The organism is Reyranella soli, from assembly GCF_007992495.1.
Lineage (GTDB): Bacteria > Pseudomonadota > Alphaproteobacteria > Reyranellales > Reyranellaceae > Reyranella > Reyranella soli.
Map to the genome: position 1 here is coordinate 31,809 of NZ_BKAJ01000113.1, position 14,716 is coordinate 46,524.

Consider the following 14,716-nt stretch of genomic DNA (forward strand, 5'->3'; position numbering starts at 1 on the left):
GGTCAACCTTTCCCGGCGCCGCCGCGAAGGCGCCGGTCGAGCACCGGGGAGCCCAGGAAGCGCAACGACCCGGCGAGGAAGCTGCCGAGGAAGCCTGCCTGCCTGCGCACGTCGCGCAGTGAGCCGCGGGCGCGCAGCAGCTCGCCGAGCAGCCGCGACAGCCGCCAGTAGAACCAGCGCGCCGCCGGGCGGTCGCCGCCCAGCGAGAATTTCGACAGCAGCGCCCCGTCGGAGAAATGGTAGTTGCGCTTCAGCGCATCGCCCTGCGCCGCGGTGGTGCGCTTATGGTTGTGGAACACCACAATCTGCGGGAAATACACCACGCGGCAGCCGGCGCGGTGCGCGCGCAGCACGAAATCCGCATCCTCGCCGGCGCGCATCACACTGCCGGCGCCGAAGCGCGCATCGAAGCCGCCGATCTGCCCAACCAGCCGCCGCCGCAGCGCCATGTTGCAGTTCATCAGGATGGCACCGGGATAAGTGTGGTCGTCCATCACCTCGACGCGGCGGGAGGTCTTGATGGTCAGCGGCAGGTGCCGCCGGTCGAGCAGCTCGATCCTCCCGCCGAGCAGGTCCAGTTGTTGATCCGCCTCGAAGGCCGCGAGGATCTCGCGCAACCAGCTCCGCGCCGGGCGGCAGTCATCATCGGTCCAGGCGATAATTTCGCCGCGGGCGAGGCCGAGGCCGCGATTGCGCCCCGCGCCAGTGCCGCGCTCCGGCTCCGTCGCCGCCACGAGCGGGAAGGGCAGGAAGTCTTGCGCCTCGGCGATCACCTCGGCGGTGCGGTCGGTCGAGCCGTTGTCCACCACGACCACCTCACCGCTGCGTCCTTCTGGGATCTGCAGGCGGGTGAGCGAGCGCAACGTCGCGGCGAGGTCCTGCGCCCGGTTGCGCGTGCAGATGACGATGCTGAAATCCGTCATGCGCCCTGCAGCAGGCGGCGGCGCAGATCCAGCATGGCGGGCGGCAGGCTGGCGGCCACCAGGTCGATCATGCGGCGGGAGCTCAGGCCGCGCCGCAGCGCCGCCATCAGCAGCCGGCGCGCCACCTTCATGTTCCGCACATACAGCGCCGCCTGGCCATGCGCGTGGTAGCCGACGGCCACCCGCTGCCGGATGCGTTCGCGCGGCAGGCCGAAGATGGCGCCGACATCCTCCATGCAGACCCGCTCGGCCTCGGCGAAGCGGATTAGGTTCCGCGTCAGGCTCTCGTCGGTCGGGCTGTAGATGATCACCGGCGCATCGACCACGACGATGCGCCAGCCGGTGCCGGCCAGCCGCAGCCACAGATTGTAGTCCTCGCATGGCGGCAGGTGCGCGGCCATGCCGCCGGCGGCGAGGAAGGCCTCGCGGCGCAGCAGCACCGAGGATGTCGCGATGGTGTTGTGCGCCCACAGCGCGTCGAAATCCGGCGCGGGATGGAAATGCGGGTCGCGGCGGCCGACCACGCGCCCCGCCACGACGGCGGCCTTGGGGTCCTCGGTGGCGGGAAGCTGCCGTTCGAGCTTGTCCGCCAGCCAGACATCGTCGGCATCAAGGAAGGCGAGCCAGTCGCCGGTGGCGGCCTGCGCGCCGTTGTTGCGCGCGACCGCCGGGCCCGCATTGGGTTGGCGCAGCAGGCGGACCTCGGGAAAGTCGCGCGCCACCAGTTCGGCGGTGTCGTCCGGTGACCCGTCATCGACGACAATCACTTCATGCACCCGCACGGTCTGCTCGCGTATGCTGCGCAGTGCTGCGGCGATGGTCGCGGCGGCCTTATAGGCAGGCATGATCACTGAAATTTTGGGGCGCATGACCGAGCCTCCCTGGGCGCAGGCTTCCGCCGCCGAGGGATTATGTGAAGTTCGAGGTGTGGGCGAGGACGGTTTCGGCAACAAGCTGGACGTTCCTGAGCGACATCGCCCGGAGCATCTATGTCTGCTGGGTCTGTCGCAAATACTACAAGTAGGTAGCTCCTATTCGTTACGGTGGCAGAGATGGAAAATGGGCTAAGAACCGCCGCCAATCGAAAACTGTATTCCTTTCGATAAGGCCGATCGATACGAGGTGGGGAAGTGGCCACGAGTCTCAGTTGTTCTCGCGAGGCGATGGGTATTTGCAACCATAAGGAGAAGCCGACGCCCAGTTTCTCCTGTCGCGCAAGTAGGGCGGCTGCCCCGGGGCGCGCGGCGCGATGACCTCGCTTCGCCGATCCCTGCTGTTCTCCTTCATGGAGCGCTATGCTGGCATCGTCATCGGCTTGGGCATGACGATGACCGCTGCTCGGATGCTTACCCCGGCCGATTTCGGCGTGTTTGCGGTCGGCATGTCGGTGGTCATGCTGATCGACGTAATGCGGGATTTTGGCACCGGCACCTATCTCGTGCAGCTCGAGGCGCTGGAGCGCAGCGCGGTGCGCTCGGCCTTCACTGTCTCTTGCATCATCTCCGGCAGCTGCGCCGTGGCGCTCGCCCTGGCGGCCATCCCACTCGGCCGTTTCTATGATGAGCCGGGCGTCGGCAACGTCGTCCTCGTGCTGTCCGCCGCACTGCTGCTCAACCCCTTCTTGACGCCTGCCACCGCCATGCTGCGTCGGCAGATGGCCTTTGACCGGCTGGCGATGATCAATGTCGCCAGCGGCCTCGGGCAGTTCGGCACCCTCGTGCTGCTGGCCAGCCTCGGTCAGGGCTACATGGCGATGGCCTGGGCCGGGCTGGTAGCGGTGCTGGTGCGTATCGTCGGCGCCAACATCGTGCACCCAATGCCCTGGGCCTTCCGCCCGACCCTCGTAGGCTGGCGGGACATTCTCTCCTTCGGCGCCTGGTCCACCGCCACCGGCATCGTCAACGTCGTCCACGACACTCTACCGCAGCTCATCATCGGGCGCGTACTCGGCACCGTGCCGGTGGGCCTGTTCAGCCGCGCCCAAACGGTCTGCCAGCTACCGGACAAGCTGATCTCCAGCGCGCTGCATCCGATCGTCCTACCGGCGCTCGCTGAGCATGCCCGGCGCGGCGGCTCGCTGAAGGAACCCTATCTCCTCGGCCTGTCCTATATGGCGGCGGTGCATGTCCCGGCCATGGTGTGCCTGGCTCTGCTCGCCGAACCTATCGTCGACATCCTGCTCGGGCCGCAATGGGGCGAGGTGCCGACCCTGGTGCGGCTGATGGCAATGGGCTTGGTCTGGCTGTTCCCCGCCTTCCTCACCTATCCAATGCTGGTCGCCCTCGGCCGTATCCGGGACACGCTGGTCTCCAGCCTGATCAGCATCCCGCCCAGCATCCTGCTGATCGCCGCCGCGGCACCCCACGGCATCAGGGCGGTGGCGGCTGTCAGCCTCGTCACCGGGCCGCTGCAGGCCTTCGTCGCGGTCTCTTTCGTGCGTCGGCATATCGGTCTCGCCTGGGGCGAGATCCTGCGCTCCGCCGCGCCGGGCGCGGTAGCCACGGTCGGCGCCGCTGCCGGCATCGTCGCGGTGATGTCGCTGCTCGGCTTCCGCACCGCGCTCTCCTTTGGCGAGATGGTGGTCGCCGTCCTCGCTGCCGGGCTCGGTTGGGTGGCCGGGCTGTGGATCGGCGGCCACCCGCTGATCGGGGAGCTGCTTGGCCTGTGGGGACGGGTGCGGCGATGGGCGTAACCGCGACAACACCGCTGTTCGCCGTCGTGCGGGGCCTCCTCGGCGTGCTTGCCTTGCCACCGGTCTTGCTGCTGCTGGCCGCCTTGGCGGGCGCTTGGCTGGGTTGGCGCGGCCGACGTGTCGGTGCTGCGGTCGCGGTGCTCGGCATCGCCGCGACCCTGCTGCTCGCCACGCCAATGGCCTCCGGCCTGCTGCTCGCCTCGCTCGAAGGGGCCGCGCCGGCGGTGCTGGCCGCGCCGGGCGCCATCGTCATCCTCAGCGCGGAGGCCAGGAACGGCCCGGACGGGTCGGACGTGGGCCCGCTGACGCTGGAACGGCTGCGCCGTGGCGCCGTCCTGCAGCGCGAGACGGGCCTGCCATTGCTCGTCACTGGTGGGCCGCCGAGCCCAGAGACACCGCCGACCGCCGCCGCCATGCGCGCCGCCCTCCAGCAGGATTTCTCCGTTCCGGTGCGTTGGGAGGAACCCGCCGCGCTCAACACCGGGGACAATCTCCGCCTTGCCGCCGCCATGCTGCGCCAAGCGGGCATCGGCTCAGCATACCTCGTCACCCATGCCTGGCACATGCCGCGGGCGCAGCTCGAGGCGGCGCGCGCCGGCTTGTCGGTGTTGCCGGCGGCGGTGCCGCGGCCGCGCCGCCCGGACGGCCGGCTGACCGACTGGCTGCCTCGCGCTGACTGTCTCGCCATGAGCTGGCTGGCATTGCATGAATGGGGCGGCCTCGCCGCGATGAAGGTGGGGCTGTGATGCCATCGAGACGCGGAGGACGCACATGAGACGCATCTGTTTGGTCGGGGCCGGGGGGATCGCCCGCATCCATGCCGAGGTGCTCAGCCGGATGCCGGAAATCTCCGTGGTGGCGGTGGCAGACCCGCGCATGAGCGCCGCCGAAGCGCTGGCGCGCCTGCTGCCCGGGGCGCGGCCGGTTCGCTCGTCCGAAGAGGCCTTGGCCGCCGGCGGCTTCGACGCCGCCCATGTTCTGACGCCGCCCGACACCCATGCCGCCATCGCCATGCCGCTGCTCGGAGCGGGCTGCGACGTGCTACTGGAGAAGCCGATGGCGACCTCGCGTGAGCAATGCGAGCGCTTGGCCGAAGCGGCCGCTGCTTCCGGGGCGGCGCTCGGCATCAACCAGAACTTCCTGTTCCACCCCGCGTTCCTTGCGCTGCGCCGTGCAGTGGCCAATGGCCGGCGGGGGCGGCTGCGCTTCGTGGATTGTGTCTATAGCGTGCCGCTGCGCCAGCTATCCGCGGGGCAACTCGGCCATTGGATGTTCGCCGCCCCGGCCAACATCCTGCTAGAGCAGGCGGTGCACCCGCTGTCTCAGATCGCCGCCCTGCTCGGTAGCATCGAGGCGGTGGAGGCAGTACCGGATGCGCCCCAAGTGCTGCACGAAGGGCGGTGCTTCCGAGCCGGCTGGACAGTCTCCCTGCGCGGCCCACACGTGTCCGCCACGCTGCGCTTCGCCGTGGGCGAGAAGTTCCCGTTGTGGCAGCTCACCGCGATCTGCGACGACGGTGCGATCGTCGCCGACGTGCTTGGCAAGCGCGTGCATATGTTGGGGCGGACACGCTTCGCCGACCCGATCGACGGCATGGCTGCGCCCGCCCTCTCGGCAGCTGAGATGGTGGCCGGCGGCGTCGCCAATGCTGGCCGCTACGGCGCCTCACTGCTCGGCCTCTCCAAGCGCAACGACGCGTTCTTCCGCAGCATGCAGGGCAGCATCGTGGCCTTCCACGCCGCGCCCGCGCGCTTCGAGGCAGATGCCGCCTTCGGCGCGCGGCTGGTCGGGTTGTGCGAGGAGATCGCCGCCCGCCTACCCGCTGAAGAAAACCGCCCCGTTCCGCCGCAGGCGCCAGCCACTCTGAGTGGCCATCCGGATGTCGCGGTGCTGGGCGGCACCGGCTTCATTGGCCGAGCCACGGTGGCGCGGTTGCTGCAGGAAGGGCTCAGCGTAACCGTCATGGCGCGCGGTACCGAGGGACTGCCACCGCTCTTTTCTGGGCCGCGCATCCGGCTGCTGCGCGGCGACATAGCCGACGCCGGCGCCGTGGCGCAGGCAGTGGCCGGGGCGGGTGCGGTGGTCAACCTCGCCCATGGCGGCGGTGGCGCCGACTACGCCGCGATCCGCGCCGCGATGGTCGGCGGGGCCGAAGTCGTCGCGCGTGCTTGCCTCGCTGCCAGCACGGCACGGCTGCTGCATGTCGGTTCCATCGCCTCGCTCTATCTCGGCCCCGGCGCCGAACCCGTCACCGGCGCCACTGAGCCCGATCCTGAGGCCGTCAGGCGCGGCGATTACGCCCGCGCCAAGGCGGAATGTGACCTGATGCTGCTAGGACTGCATGCGCAGGAGGGGTTGCCCCTGGTGATCCTGCGGCCCGGCCTCGTGGTCGGGCCGGGCACCTCGCCGTTCCATAGCGGCATCGGCTTCTTCAACGCGGAGCAGCACGTCATCGGCTGGAATCGCGGCCACAATCCGCTACCCTTTGTGCTGGCCGACGATGTCGCTGCAGGCATCCTCGGCGCATTGCGGGCGGAGCAGGCGGTCGGGCGCTGCTACAACTTGGTTGGTGATGTGCGCCCGACAGCGCGAGAGTATCTCGCCTGGCTGGCCGAGGCGACCAACCGCCCGCTGCGCTTCCACCCCAAATTCCCCGCCACGCTGCTGGCTGAGGAGGGCTTCAAATGGGTGCTGAAGCGGGTCGGCGGACGGCGTTCGCCGCCGCCCTCGCGGCGCGACCTGCTCTCGCGGGGGCTGCGCGCGCCCTTCGACTGCAGCGATACCAAGCGCGACCTCGGCTGGGCGCCGGTGGCCGATCCGGCTCGATTCCGCAAGACGGCGTTCGCGATGGGGCAGTGATGCGCTCCGCCGCGCCCCTGCTGCTGCATGTCTTCGCGACCTTTGCCACCGGCGGGCCGCAGGTGCGCTTCGCCACCCTCGCCAATCGGCTCGGCGGGCAGTTCCGCCATGTGGTGGTGGCGATGGATGATCGTCAGGAAGCGCGCGCGCTGCTCGACCCCGCACTCGACATCTGCTTCCCGCAGGTCGGCGCGGTGAAGGGCGACGCGCGCGGTAATCTGCGCCGCTTCCGCGCGGTGCTGCGCGAGATGGCGCCTGACCTGTTGGTCACCAGCAACTGGGGCAGCATTGAATGGGCGCTGGCGCGTATCGGTACGGGCGTGCCGCATCTGCACATGGAGGACGGATTCGGCCCGGAGGAACGCGCGCGCCAGCTGCCGCGCCGTGTGCTGGCGCGCCGACTGCTGCTGCGCCGCTCCACGGTGGTGTTGCCGTCCGGTCTGCTGTGGCGCATCGCCACCGAGACTTGGCGCCTGCCGCAATCGCGTCTGCGGTTGCTGCCGAACGGCGTCGATCTCGCCCGCTTCGCCGCTGCCGGATCGTGTGAGAGAACGCCGCCCGTGGTCATCGGCACCGTCGCGGCGCTGCGTCCGGAAAAGAACATCGCGCGGCTGATCCGCGCCCTGGCCCGTCTGCCCGCTGCGGTGCCGGCGCGGCTGGTGATCGTCGGCGATGGCCCGGAACGAGGGGCGCTGGAAGCCCTGGCCGTAGCGGAGGGCGTCGGCGGGCGGGTGGAGTTTGCCGGTCACCGTGCGGATCCGGCGCCGTTCTATGCCGGCTTCGACATTTTCGCGCTCTCCTCAGACACCGAGCAGATGCCGCTCTCCGTCCTAGAGGCGATGGCGTCGGGGCTGCCTGTGGCGGCGACCGATGTTGGGGACGTCGCCACCATGCTGGATGCCGCGAACCGCCCCTATGTCGTGGCGCGGGAGGACGGCGCCCTGGCCGACGCACTGGCCATCCTCGCGGCACGGAACGACATGCGGGCCGCTCTTGGCGCCGCCAATCAGGCGCGCGCCAAGGCCGAATTCGGCGAGGCAACTATGGTCGCCGCCTGGCGCGACTTGTTTGCCGGCCTCGCACTCAGGCGATGATGTGATGTCCGCGCAGCCGCCCGCCCCGTCCGCATCGAAGCGCAGCCCGCGCAAGGGGGCGCCACGGCGGCGACGCCGACATCGTCCTCAGCCCCGCCGGACTATAGCCTCCGCCTCGTCTGACATCAGGGCGTGGCTGACCAGCCCCAGCACTGTGTCGATGCCGCTATGTCGCCGGCACCGTTGACGATGTAGACGTGGTCACCGAAGCCGCCGTCCATGATGTCGGCGCTTACGCCGCTGTCGAGCAGGTCGTTGCCGGCGACGACTTGCCGGTCGGCGGCCTCGGGGCCGGCAGGCACCAAGCCGAGGAACGACATGAGTTGACGTGGCGTGTCGAAGCGGCGCACGTCTCTATCTCGGCGGCAAAGGTCACGGCGACCAGGAAGGAGACGCCGCGCATAGCTTGATAGGCGGCGACCACCGGCGTCATTGACCAGGTGCGGACAAGGTTGGCCAGTTGCTCCTCGAGCCGGCGCTGTCGCTCGACAGCATCCTCGATAGTCGCAACCGCGTCCTGGAAAACGATCTGCTGAGCCGCATGATCGAAGCTCTGCTCGGCCAGCCAGCGCCGATGTGCACGGGTCCAATGATCCCCACCGCTAAAGAACCGGCCATGCCGCAGCAGGAACGACAGCAACTGCTGGCGCTTGCGAGGAGCATCCTCGGCCGCTGTCGTGCGTCCACGAACCAAGTCCCGGACCGCCTCGTGGACCGCGTCAGGAACCCAGACGCCGCTGAGCTCGCCAGCACGAAACAGGCGGGCCAAGGTGAGCGCGTCGCGACGGTTCGCCTTAACTCTCTCCCGAGCGCCGAGGAATCAGCGCCGGCGTCACCACCAGGCGGTCATGCCCCCAGTGCCTGCACCTGCCGATAAAGCCTGTATCCTGTCGGTCCTGCCTCCTCAGCCATCGCAACCGCGTGCCTCAGCTTTGCTCTCCCATGGCCCGTCCCGCCATGCCAGAGGCTCGGCTCGGCCCGTCCGAGCAACCCTTTATCCTGACATGAACGGGGCGGGCCACCGGCTTCAGGCCGGGGACGTAACGTCTAGATGTTTAGTCCCGGCATTTGGTGGAGCGGCTCAAGGATGAATTGCTCTGGCCCTTTCGTCCAGATCCTGCAGATGTATTCGTAGGGTGTGAGACCCTTGAGTGTCTTGAGGCGCTTGGCGAAGTTGTGGGCGGTGATGAAGTCGGCGAGATGAGCTCGAAGCTCGTCATGGGTTTCAGTAGAAGCGCTTGACGGTGGCGTCCTTGATGGTGCGGTTGATCCGCTCAACCTGTCCATTGGTCCAAGGGCGCTTGGGCTTGGTCAGGCGATGATCGATGTCGTCAGCAACGCAGGCCACTTCGAAGGCAGGAGCCCGGCATGGCTCCCCGCGCTCGAGCATGCCTTTGATATCGGCAGCCGACCAATTCTCGCCCTTCGGGTCAGTGAAGTGGGTGGCGTTGTCAGTCAGCATGGTATGAATCTTGTAGGGGACCGCTTTGTTGAGATTCTGCAGGCAGTCGCTGCGACCTGCCGTGTGGCTTTCTCATGCAGCTCGGTGAAGGCGAACTTCGAGGTCCGATCGATGGCGACAAAGAGGTAGAGCCTGCCTTGGGCGGTGCGTACGCCCTCGACCACCAGCCCATCGGCGCGCCACACGGCGCAATCCTCATAGGTGCCTGGAGCAATGCGAACGACATCTCCTTGCCGCGCGGCCGCGGCAGCCGCGGAGGGCGTGTGGAAGGGGCGACCCGGGCCAACACCGAGGATTCTCGGCTGCGCCGACAGCGCCGTCGGCAATATCAGCATCAGCAGGGCGATCGCGGCAAGACGCATGGATGGGCATGACCCATCGAGCTGCCGGCTCGACATCGCGGGCAACGTGCCGCCACCGCGCGGCGGGGAGGTGCAGCGGGACGGCTTGGCGATCCGCAGGTGCGCCAGATAGTTCGAGAGATGCGTGTGGCGCTGGCGTCGATCATGCGATGGAACCTCGCATAGGCGCGCGATGTCAGGATGGCCGCCTCGCCCGGACGCGCCAAGCGGCCAGATGCGGCGCGGAAGCCGCGGCCTGAGGAGGTGCCATAGGCAGGGCCGGCGCGACGCCGGATTCGGCCGGCGCGGGCGCCGGCGCCGCGGCGGCCCGGTGCAATGCGGCCGAGGCGCTGACTGCTAACGCGAATAGGTAATATTGCAGCGGGTAGAAGGCGATGCCGACAAAGGCCGCGCCGGCCATGAAGATCAGCACGCCATGGCTCAGGGCTCGGGCGAGGTCGCCGAGCCATTCGAGATCCGGCCTGTCCCGCACCTTGCGCCGGATACGCCGCATGTCGAGGAAGAACACGGCGAAGATGGCGAAGAAGATGGCGAGGCCGATCCAGCCATGCTCGCCCAACACCTCGAAATAGATGCTGTGGAAGGCGCGGCCCTCTTGGACGATCTCCTGCCCGTCTGCGTTGCGCATCTCGATGCGGTTGCCGAGATAGGCGTTGAAGCCAGCGCCAGCGGGGTGGCGGTCAGCGAGATCGATTGTCCAAGCCCAGACCAGCAGACGGGTGTTGGCGCTCTCCTCCTGGCGTGGCTCGAACGCTGTCGAAATGCGTGCCAGCCAAGCATCGCCCATTAGCGGCACCACGGCCGCGGTCGCGGCTACCATCATGACCGCCACCATTAGCTTGCGGCGGGACTGCCACCAGGCAAGCGCTGCCCAGACGAGGCAGGCGATCAGCGCCGAACGCGCGAAGGTGCCGAAGGCGCCGATGGCCGCGATGCCCGGCGCCGCCAAATAGACCCAGCGCAGCCAGCTCCGGGACGGCGCCAGCAAGGAATGGCGCTGCAGATAGGCGACCAGCGGCAGGCAGGCGAAGGCATAGGTGCCGAGAGTGCTGCCCTCCCCGCCCCAGCCGCCATTGATTTCGATCAGCCCAAACGGGCGGCCATAGCCGCCGCCGCCGAACACGGACTTGATCGCGAAGGGCACCACGTTCGAGGCGATGCAGCACAGGATGACGAGCAGCGCCGCTTCCATCTGGATGCGGGAACGGAATATGAATGGCAGCAGCGCCGTGAACAGAATGGTTTTGAAGGCCCAGTCCCATTTCCACCAAGCTGAGGCGGGGAACATCGCCCAGGTCGTCGTCAGGGTGATCCAGCCGGCCCAGAGGACCAATAGCGCGGTCAGCAGGCCGAGCCGCGGCGGGTCTCGCCGGTCCAGCACCAGATAGGCGCCGATCGTCAGCATCGCCGTCGTGGCGGAGAAGGGGAGGAGCTGGCCGAGCGCCGGCGCGACGTCGTGCGGGCGGAACAGGTCTACCCAGACATAGGCGAGCGCCATGACGAAGGGCGCCACGCAGCCCAGGGTGATCAACGACGCCCAGCAGCCGAAAATGAACAGGGCCTGCATGGGCGCGGCTCGCTCAGCGTCGTGTGCGCGGCAGGTTCGCCGCGGAGCGCTGGGCCGCCTGGCGGCGTTCCATCAGGATGGCGCGAATTGCCACGGCGAGGACACCACCACAGGTTGCCAAAATGACGAGATTATCGATCATGCCTTCGTTCCGATTCGGAGCGGCGGGAGGCAGGGGACGCCGCCGCACAACGATCATTTTGCCCGTTTTGCTAGCTGAATGCTGCCATCTTCCGGACTACCTCAACCGGGCCGGGGAGGGGGCGTCGCGAGGTGCCCCGCCGAGCGCGGGATGCGCTGGGTCTCAGCCAGCGGCGTCTTCGTCACCTTCGCGCCGGCGGTCCTAGTCGCCTGTTTCGTTTGGGCTGGCCATCGCGGCCGATTTTGGACGCGATGTAAGGCAGGGCGACCGCTTCCATGCGCAATGGCCTCCAGCTCGCAGATCACCCTCCAGGCCTGACGGCGAGAAAGCTCCTGCCGCCGCCAGGCTGTTAAAGTCGTCGAGCACGCCAAGCAGACGGAATCATCGACTATCGTCGCGCTGATCGCTGGCGGAGTTGAGTGACCAACGCTGGTTCATCGCCTGAGACGCGATGTTGGGCCGGCTCCAATGGCCCACCAGCGCCCGCGACGGCGCTTCACCGCCGAAGGATGTGAATAATCTGCTCATCGATAAACCGCTACCGCTTCATGTTCGTTCTCACTGAACACGGCTTCAACCTGTTGTCTGGGGGCTTTTCGGGAGCTGGCTCAGCCTATTGATGGTTACTCCTGAAGCGTCCGGGCGATCTAAGTGGCGATCCGTTACCTAGCCTGTTTGAGGCCGGCGTTTTCGGTCTTGGCTGCGACAGGTTCGCCCCAGTGGCGATACGGGGCGGATGGGGCATGACCAAGAACCCTGAATTCGTCGGAGCATTAGCAGGGGGCATCGACGCTCCCGGCTTCACAGGCCGCTTTTGGTTCCCAGCCCTGATAAGTATAATATTCGCGGGATGCGTCTGCGGCCTCATCCTGCTAGGCGCAGCTGTGATGGCGGGAAGCAGGGGCGTGAGCGGGAGGATTGTGGATTTCAGCCTTCAGAACGCGGCAACGGTACAGAGCGCCACCCAGTACATCCGATTCAACCAGATCTTCGCCGAAGGGGACTTGCCGCAGGGCCAGTCGCTCAGCGCCGTGGTTGGCACGCAGACCGTGCCACTGCAGATGGACGTGTTGTCGCGCTACGCCGATGGGTCCGTGAAGTCGGCCGTCCTAACCATCGCCGCGCCGGCGATCGCCGCCGGCGCCACGTTCAAGGGCAGCCTGGCGGCGAGCAGCGCGGCGGCGGGGGCGGCCGTCGCAAACAATGCGGCGGTGGCGCGAGGTTACGACCTCATGGTCAATATGAACATTTCGGGTGTTGGCGCGGTGACAATCAATGCCGCGCAGAAGCTCACCGCCGCCGTGGCCAGCGGCGATTTCAAAGTGCTCCGAAAGGGGGAGCTCGCTACAGAAATCCGCTTCGACGTGGCGGTCATCCGCGCGCTGCGTGTCACCTTGGATGTCGTCACATATGCTGATGGTAGTGTCTCCACCAAGGTTTGGTTTCAGAACGACGCCGCCATGGGTGCCACAGGCGGCGCCGTCCTGTTCCACAGCCTGTCCATCGTCGAGCGCGGCGCCACCCGCTTCAGCACGAACAACCTGACCCAGTACCAGTATCAGGTTTGGGCGCAGGACGTCACGAAAGACAACAGTGCAGCGCAGACGCTGAATGTCAGGCATGACATCGACTACTTGGAGCAGACGCGCGCCATCTGGGACTACGACCTCACCGCCACGGTGAGAGCGGCGCCCTCGGTGCCATCGTCCTGGACCAACGTGCTCGGGTTCAACGGGCTTGTTCCCTACATGCCGACCACCGGCGGACGGCCGGACATCGGCCCGACCACCGAGGCGAATGCCCGCTGGCTAATCACGCAGGATGCCCCGGCGTTGACTCACGCCCTTGCCCAGGCACAGGCAGCGGGCAGCATTCCCTGGCATTACTACGACACGGCGAAAGGCCATTACCTCTCGGTCGCGGACTATCCCAAGCTGTGGATCGACCAGCGCGGCACCGTCCGGCCCTCGCAGATCGCCGCTGACGAATCCGGCTGGACAACCGACCGCGCGCACAGCCCCGACGTCTCCTACGTCGCCTGGCTGCTGACCGGCGACCGCTACCATCTCGACATGCTTAACGCTCAGGCGTCCTGGGTGATCGCCAATACCTGGAACGACCCGCGCCAGAACGAGCAGGGTATCATCGCCAACGCGGTCGATGAGGTGCGCGCGCAGGCATGGTCGCTTCGCACTGTGCAGGAAGCCGCCTACGGCAATCCCGACGGGTCCTACGAGAAGGCATATTTTAACCAGATCGCGAACAACAACTGGGCCCATCTGCGCGCTAGGGCGGCAACGCTCAGCGGCACCCAGGGCGAGGTCCACGGCTATTTCGGGGGTGCCTATCGCGACACCACGGCGACGCCGCCCTGGCAGCAGGATTTCTTCGCCAGCACCTCAGCTCTCGCCGCGCTGCAGGGCAACAAGGATGCGCGCGCCGTGCTGAAATGGCAGGCGAACTTCCTCAGCGGACGCTTCCTCTCGCAGGACCTCGATCCGTACAATGGCTTCAACTATTTGCTGAACATGTACGGCAGCGATGGCAAGGCGCTGACCGGCTGGGCCGAGGTGGCGGCAGCCACGCGCGCTGCCGGTAACTATGCGATCGGCACCTCCACCGGCTACTGGGCGGAACTCGCCGCCATGAGCAACGCCAACATTATCACCGTCTTCGCTGGCGGCGAGGATCCCACCGACCACCGCGTCGCCGCCGATGCGATGCGCGCCTATGGCTGGATCCTGGGGTCCGGCATGCCGGACCTCCGCACCGACCCGCAATACCAAATCGTCCCGCGCATGCCCGACGGCAAGCAGATCGGCGTTAGCAAAATGCGCGTTGTCTCGCCCACGGCGCAGAACACCACCCTCACCTTCGCCGGCGACAATGTCTTCGCCTATGATTGCGGCATCGGCCGCACAACGCTGATCGGCACGGCGGGCGCCGACGTGCTGATCGACAATTCGACTAATGGCGGCGATCGGCTCGAGGGCGGGGCCGGCGACGACTATCTGATCGGCGGCATCGGCACTAATGTCTTTGCGCCGGGCGACGGGCAGGACTACGCCTTGATCCGCGGCGGCGCGGCGCGCTTTGAGGTGAGCGCTGCGAGCCCGGGCCGGCTCGAAATCGAGGGCTTTCGGCCCGGCACGGACGTCATCGCCATAACCGGCACGGTCTCGCTCACTTCAATCCTCGCCTCGGCCCGGTCGGACAGGTTCGGCGCCACGCTGCTTACCATCTCGCCTAAACGGACCATCCGGCTGAACGGCCTCACGCCGTCCAAGATCACCGTGGGCATGTTCGCCATCAGGTGAGGACACAGGCCGAATTGGCTCGCGCTCTCTTCCTCAACCCTGCATGGGTCCACCGAGAAAGTACTTCCTGGCAATCATCCAACGCTGCATCCCAACCTCGGCATTGAGAGTGGCTCCTTTGGGCAGCTCTGATGCCCTCGCACGTGGTCCCTCCGTGACGGTGCCCCACCTTATGTCCAGATGTAGCTGGAGACTGGCGCCTGAACACTTCTGCCGTTTCGGCGGGAAGGGGTCAAAGCGGCAGCAGTCTGGACACGCACTAGCAGTTTGCTGAAGAACCTTTGAGTCGAGTGTATCT

The 14,716-nt window shown here is 67.3% G+C and carries 10 protein-coding genes and 2 pseudogenes; 6 read left to right on the forward strand and 6 right to left on the reverse strand.

From position 1 onward, the window contains the following. Positions 1–2: 2 nt before the first annotated feature. A complete protein-coding gene (locus RSO01_RS30260) occupies positions 3–923 on the reverse strand; it encodes a glycosyltransferase family 2 protein (protein WP_147154293.1) in 921 nt (306 codons plus the stop codon). Then, positions 920–1,792, reverse strand: a complete 873-nt coding sequence (locus RSO01_RS30265; protein WP_147154294.1) for a glycosyltransferase family 2 protein — start codon at positions 1,790–1,792, stop codon at positions 920–922. Before RSO01_RS30265 ends, RSO01_RS30260 begins: the two co-directional genes overlap by 4 nt. A gap of 380 nt (positions 1,793–2,172) precedes the next feature. Here RSO01_RS30265 and RSO01_RS30270 point away from each other — a divergent pair, with 380 nt between their 5' ends. From RSO01_RS30270 to RSO01_RS30285, 4 genes are read left to right on the forward strand one after another with little or no spacing between them, the layout of a single operon-like run. Continuing rightward, complete coding sequence (locus RSO01_RS30270) at positions 2,173–3,615, forward strand: lipopolysaccharide biosynthesis protein (protein WP_147154295.1); 1,443 nt, start codon at positions 2,173–2,175, stop codon at positions 3,613–3,615. Between the two features lie 26 nt (positions 3,616–3,641). Next, positions 3,642–4,361, forward strand: a complete 720-nt coding sequence (locus tag RSO01_RS47620) for a YdcF family protein (RefSeq protein ID WP_170303461.1) — start codon at positions 3,642–3,644, stop codon at positions 4,359–4,361. Positions 4,362–4,386: 25 nt separating this feature from the next. Next, complete coding sequence (locus RSO01_RS30280; RefSeq protein WP_147154296.1) at positions 4,387–6,474, forward strand: NAD-dependent epimerase/dehydratase family protein; 2,088 nt, start codon at positions 4,387–4,389, stop codon at positions 6,472–6,474. Continuing rightward, on the forward strand, positions 6,474–7,568 hold the full coding sequence (locus RSO01_RS30285) for a glycosyltransferase (RefSeq protein WP_170303462.1): 1,095 nt from the start codon (positions 6,474–6,476) through the stop codon (positions 7,566–7,568). Before RSO01_RS30280 ends, RSO01_RS30285 begins: the two co-directional genes overlap by 1 nt. A gap of 275 nt (positions 7,569–7,843) precedes the next feature. Here RSO01_RS30285 and RSO01_RS30290 read toward each other — a convergent pair. Beyond that, positions 7,844–8,471, reverse strand: a pseudogene (locus RSO01_RS30290) (transposase); the annotation flags it as partial. Positions 8,472–8,615: 144 nt separating this feature from the next. Then, positions 8,616–9,182, reverse strand: a pseudogene (locus RSO01_RS49090) (integrase core domain-containing protein); the annotation flags it as partial. On the opposite strand from RSO01_RS49090, the gene RSO01_RS47625 reads away from it, so the two are divergent. Beyond that, entirely contained in the window at positions 9,105–9,404 is a 300-nt protein-coding gene (locus RSO01_RS47625) for a hypothetical protein (RefSeq protein WP_170303463.1), read from the forward strand. The pseudogene RSO01_RS49090 and the gene RSO01_RS47625 overlap by 78 nt on opposite strands. 163 nt (positions 9,405–9,567) lie before the next feature. Here the strand turns inward: RSO01_RS47625 and RSO01_RS30300 are convergent, their stop codons facing one another. Then, positions 9,568–10,959: a putative O-glycosylation ligase, exosortase A system-associated gene (locus RSO01_RS30300; RefSeq protein ID WP_147154299.1), complete on the reverse strand. Its 1,392-nt coding sequence runs from the start codon at positions 10,957–10,959 to the stop codon at positions 9,568–9,570. Positions 10,960–10,972: 13 nt separating this feature from the next. Continuing rightward, entirely contained in the window at positions 10,973–11,101 is a 129-nt protein-coding gene (locus tag RSO01_RS49555) for a hypothetical protein (RefSeq protein WP_281291537.1), read from the reverse strand. Between the two features lie 743 nt (positions 11,102–11,844). Between RSO01_RS49555 and RSO01_RS30305 the strand changes: the two genes are divergently transcribed. Beyond that, positions 11,845–14,418, forward strand: coding sequence for a hypothetical protein (locus RSO01_RS30305; protein WP_147154300.1), 2,574 nt, complete (start codon positions 11,845–11,847; stop codon positions 14,416–14,418). Positions 14,419–14,716: the final 298 nt, after the last annotated feature.

Bases quoted from the DNA above. Each gene is read 5' to 3' on its own strand.
- RSO01_RS30260 (WP_147154293.1), bottom strand. From the start codon at position 923: ATGACGGATTTCAGCATCGTCATCTGCACGCGCAACCGGGCGCAGGAC.
- RSO01_RS30265 (WP_147154294.1), bottom strand. From the start codon at position 1,792: ATGCGCCCCAAAATTTCAGTGATCATGCCTGCCTATAAGGCCGCCGCG.
- RSO01_RS30270 (WP_147154295.1), top strand. From the start codon at position 2,173: ATGACCTCGCTTCGCCGATCCCTGCTGTTCTCCTTCATGGAGCGCTAT.
- RSO01_RS30280 (WP_147154296.1), top strand. From the start codon at position 4,387: ATGAGACGCATCTGTTTGGTCGGGGCCGGGGGGATCGCCCGCATCCAT.
- RSO01_RS30285 (WP_170303462.1), top strand. From the start codon at position 6,474: ATGCGCTCCGCCGCGCCCCTGCTGCTGCATGTCTTCGCGACCTTTGCC.
- RSO01_RS47625 (WP_170303463.1), top strand. From the start codon at position 9,105: ATGCAGCTCGGTGAAGGCGAACTTCGAGGTCCGATCGATGGCGACAAA.
- RSO01_RS30300 (WP_147154299.1), bottom strand. From the start codon at position 10,959: ATGCAGGCCCTGTTCATTTTCGGCTGCTGGGCGTCGTTGATCACCCTG.
- RSO01_RS49555 (WP_281291537.1), bottom strand. From the start codon at position 11,101: ATGATCGATAATCTCGTCATTTTGGCAACCTGTGGTGGTGTCCTCGCC.
- RSO01_RS30305 (WP_147154300.1), top strand. From the start codon at position 11,845: ATGACCAAGAACCCTGAATTCGTCGGAGCATTAGCAGGGGGCATCGAC.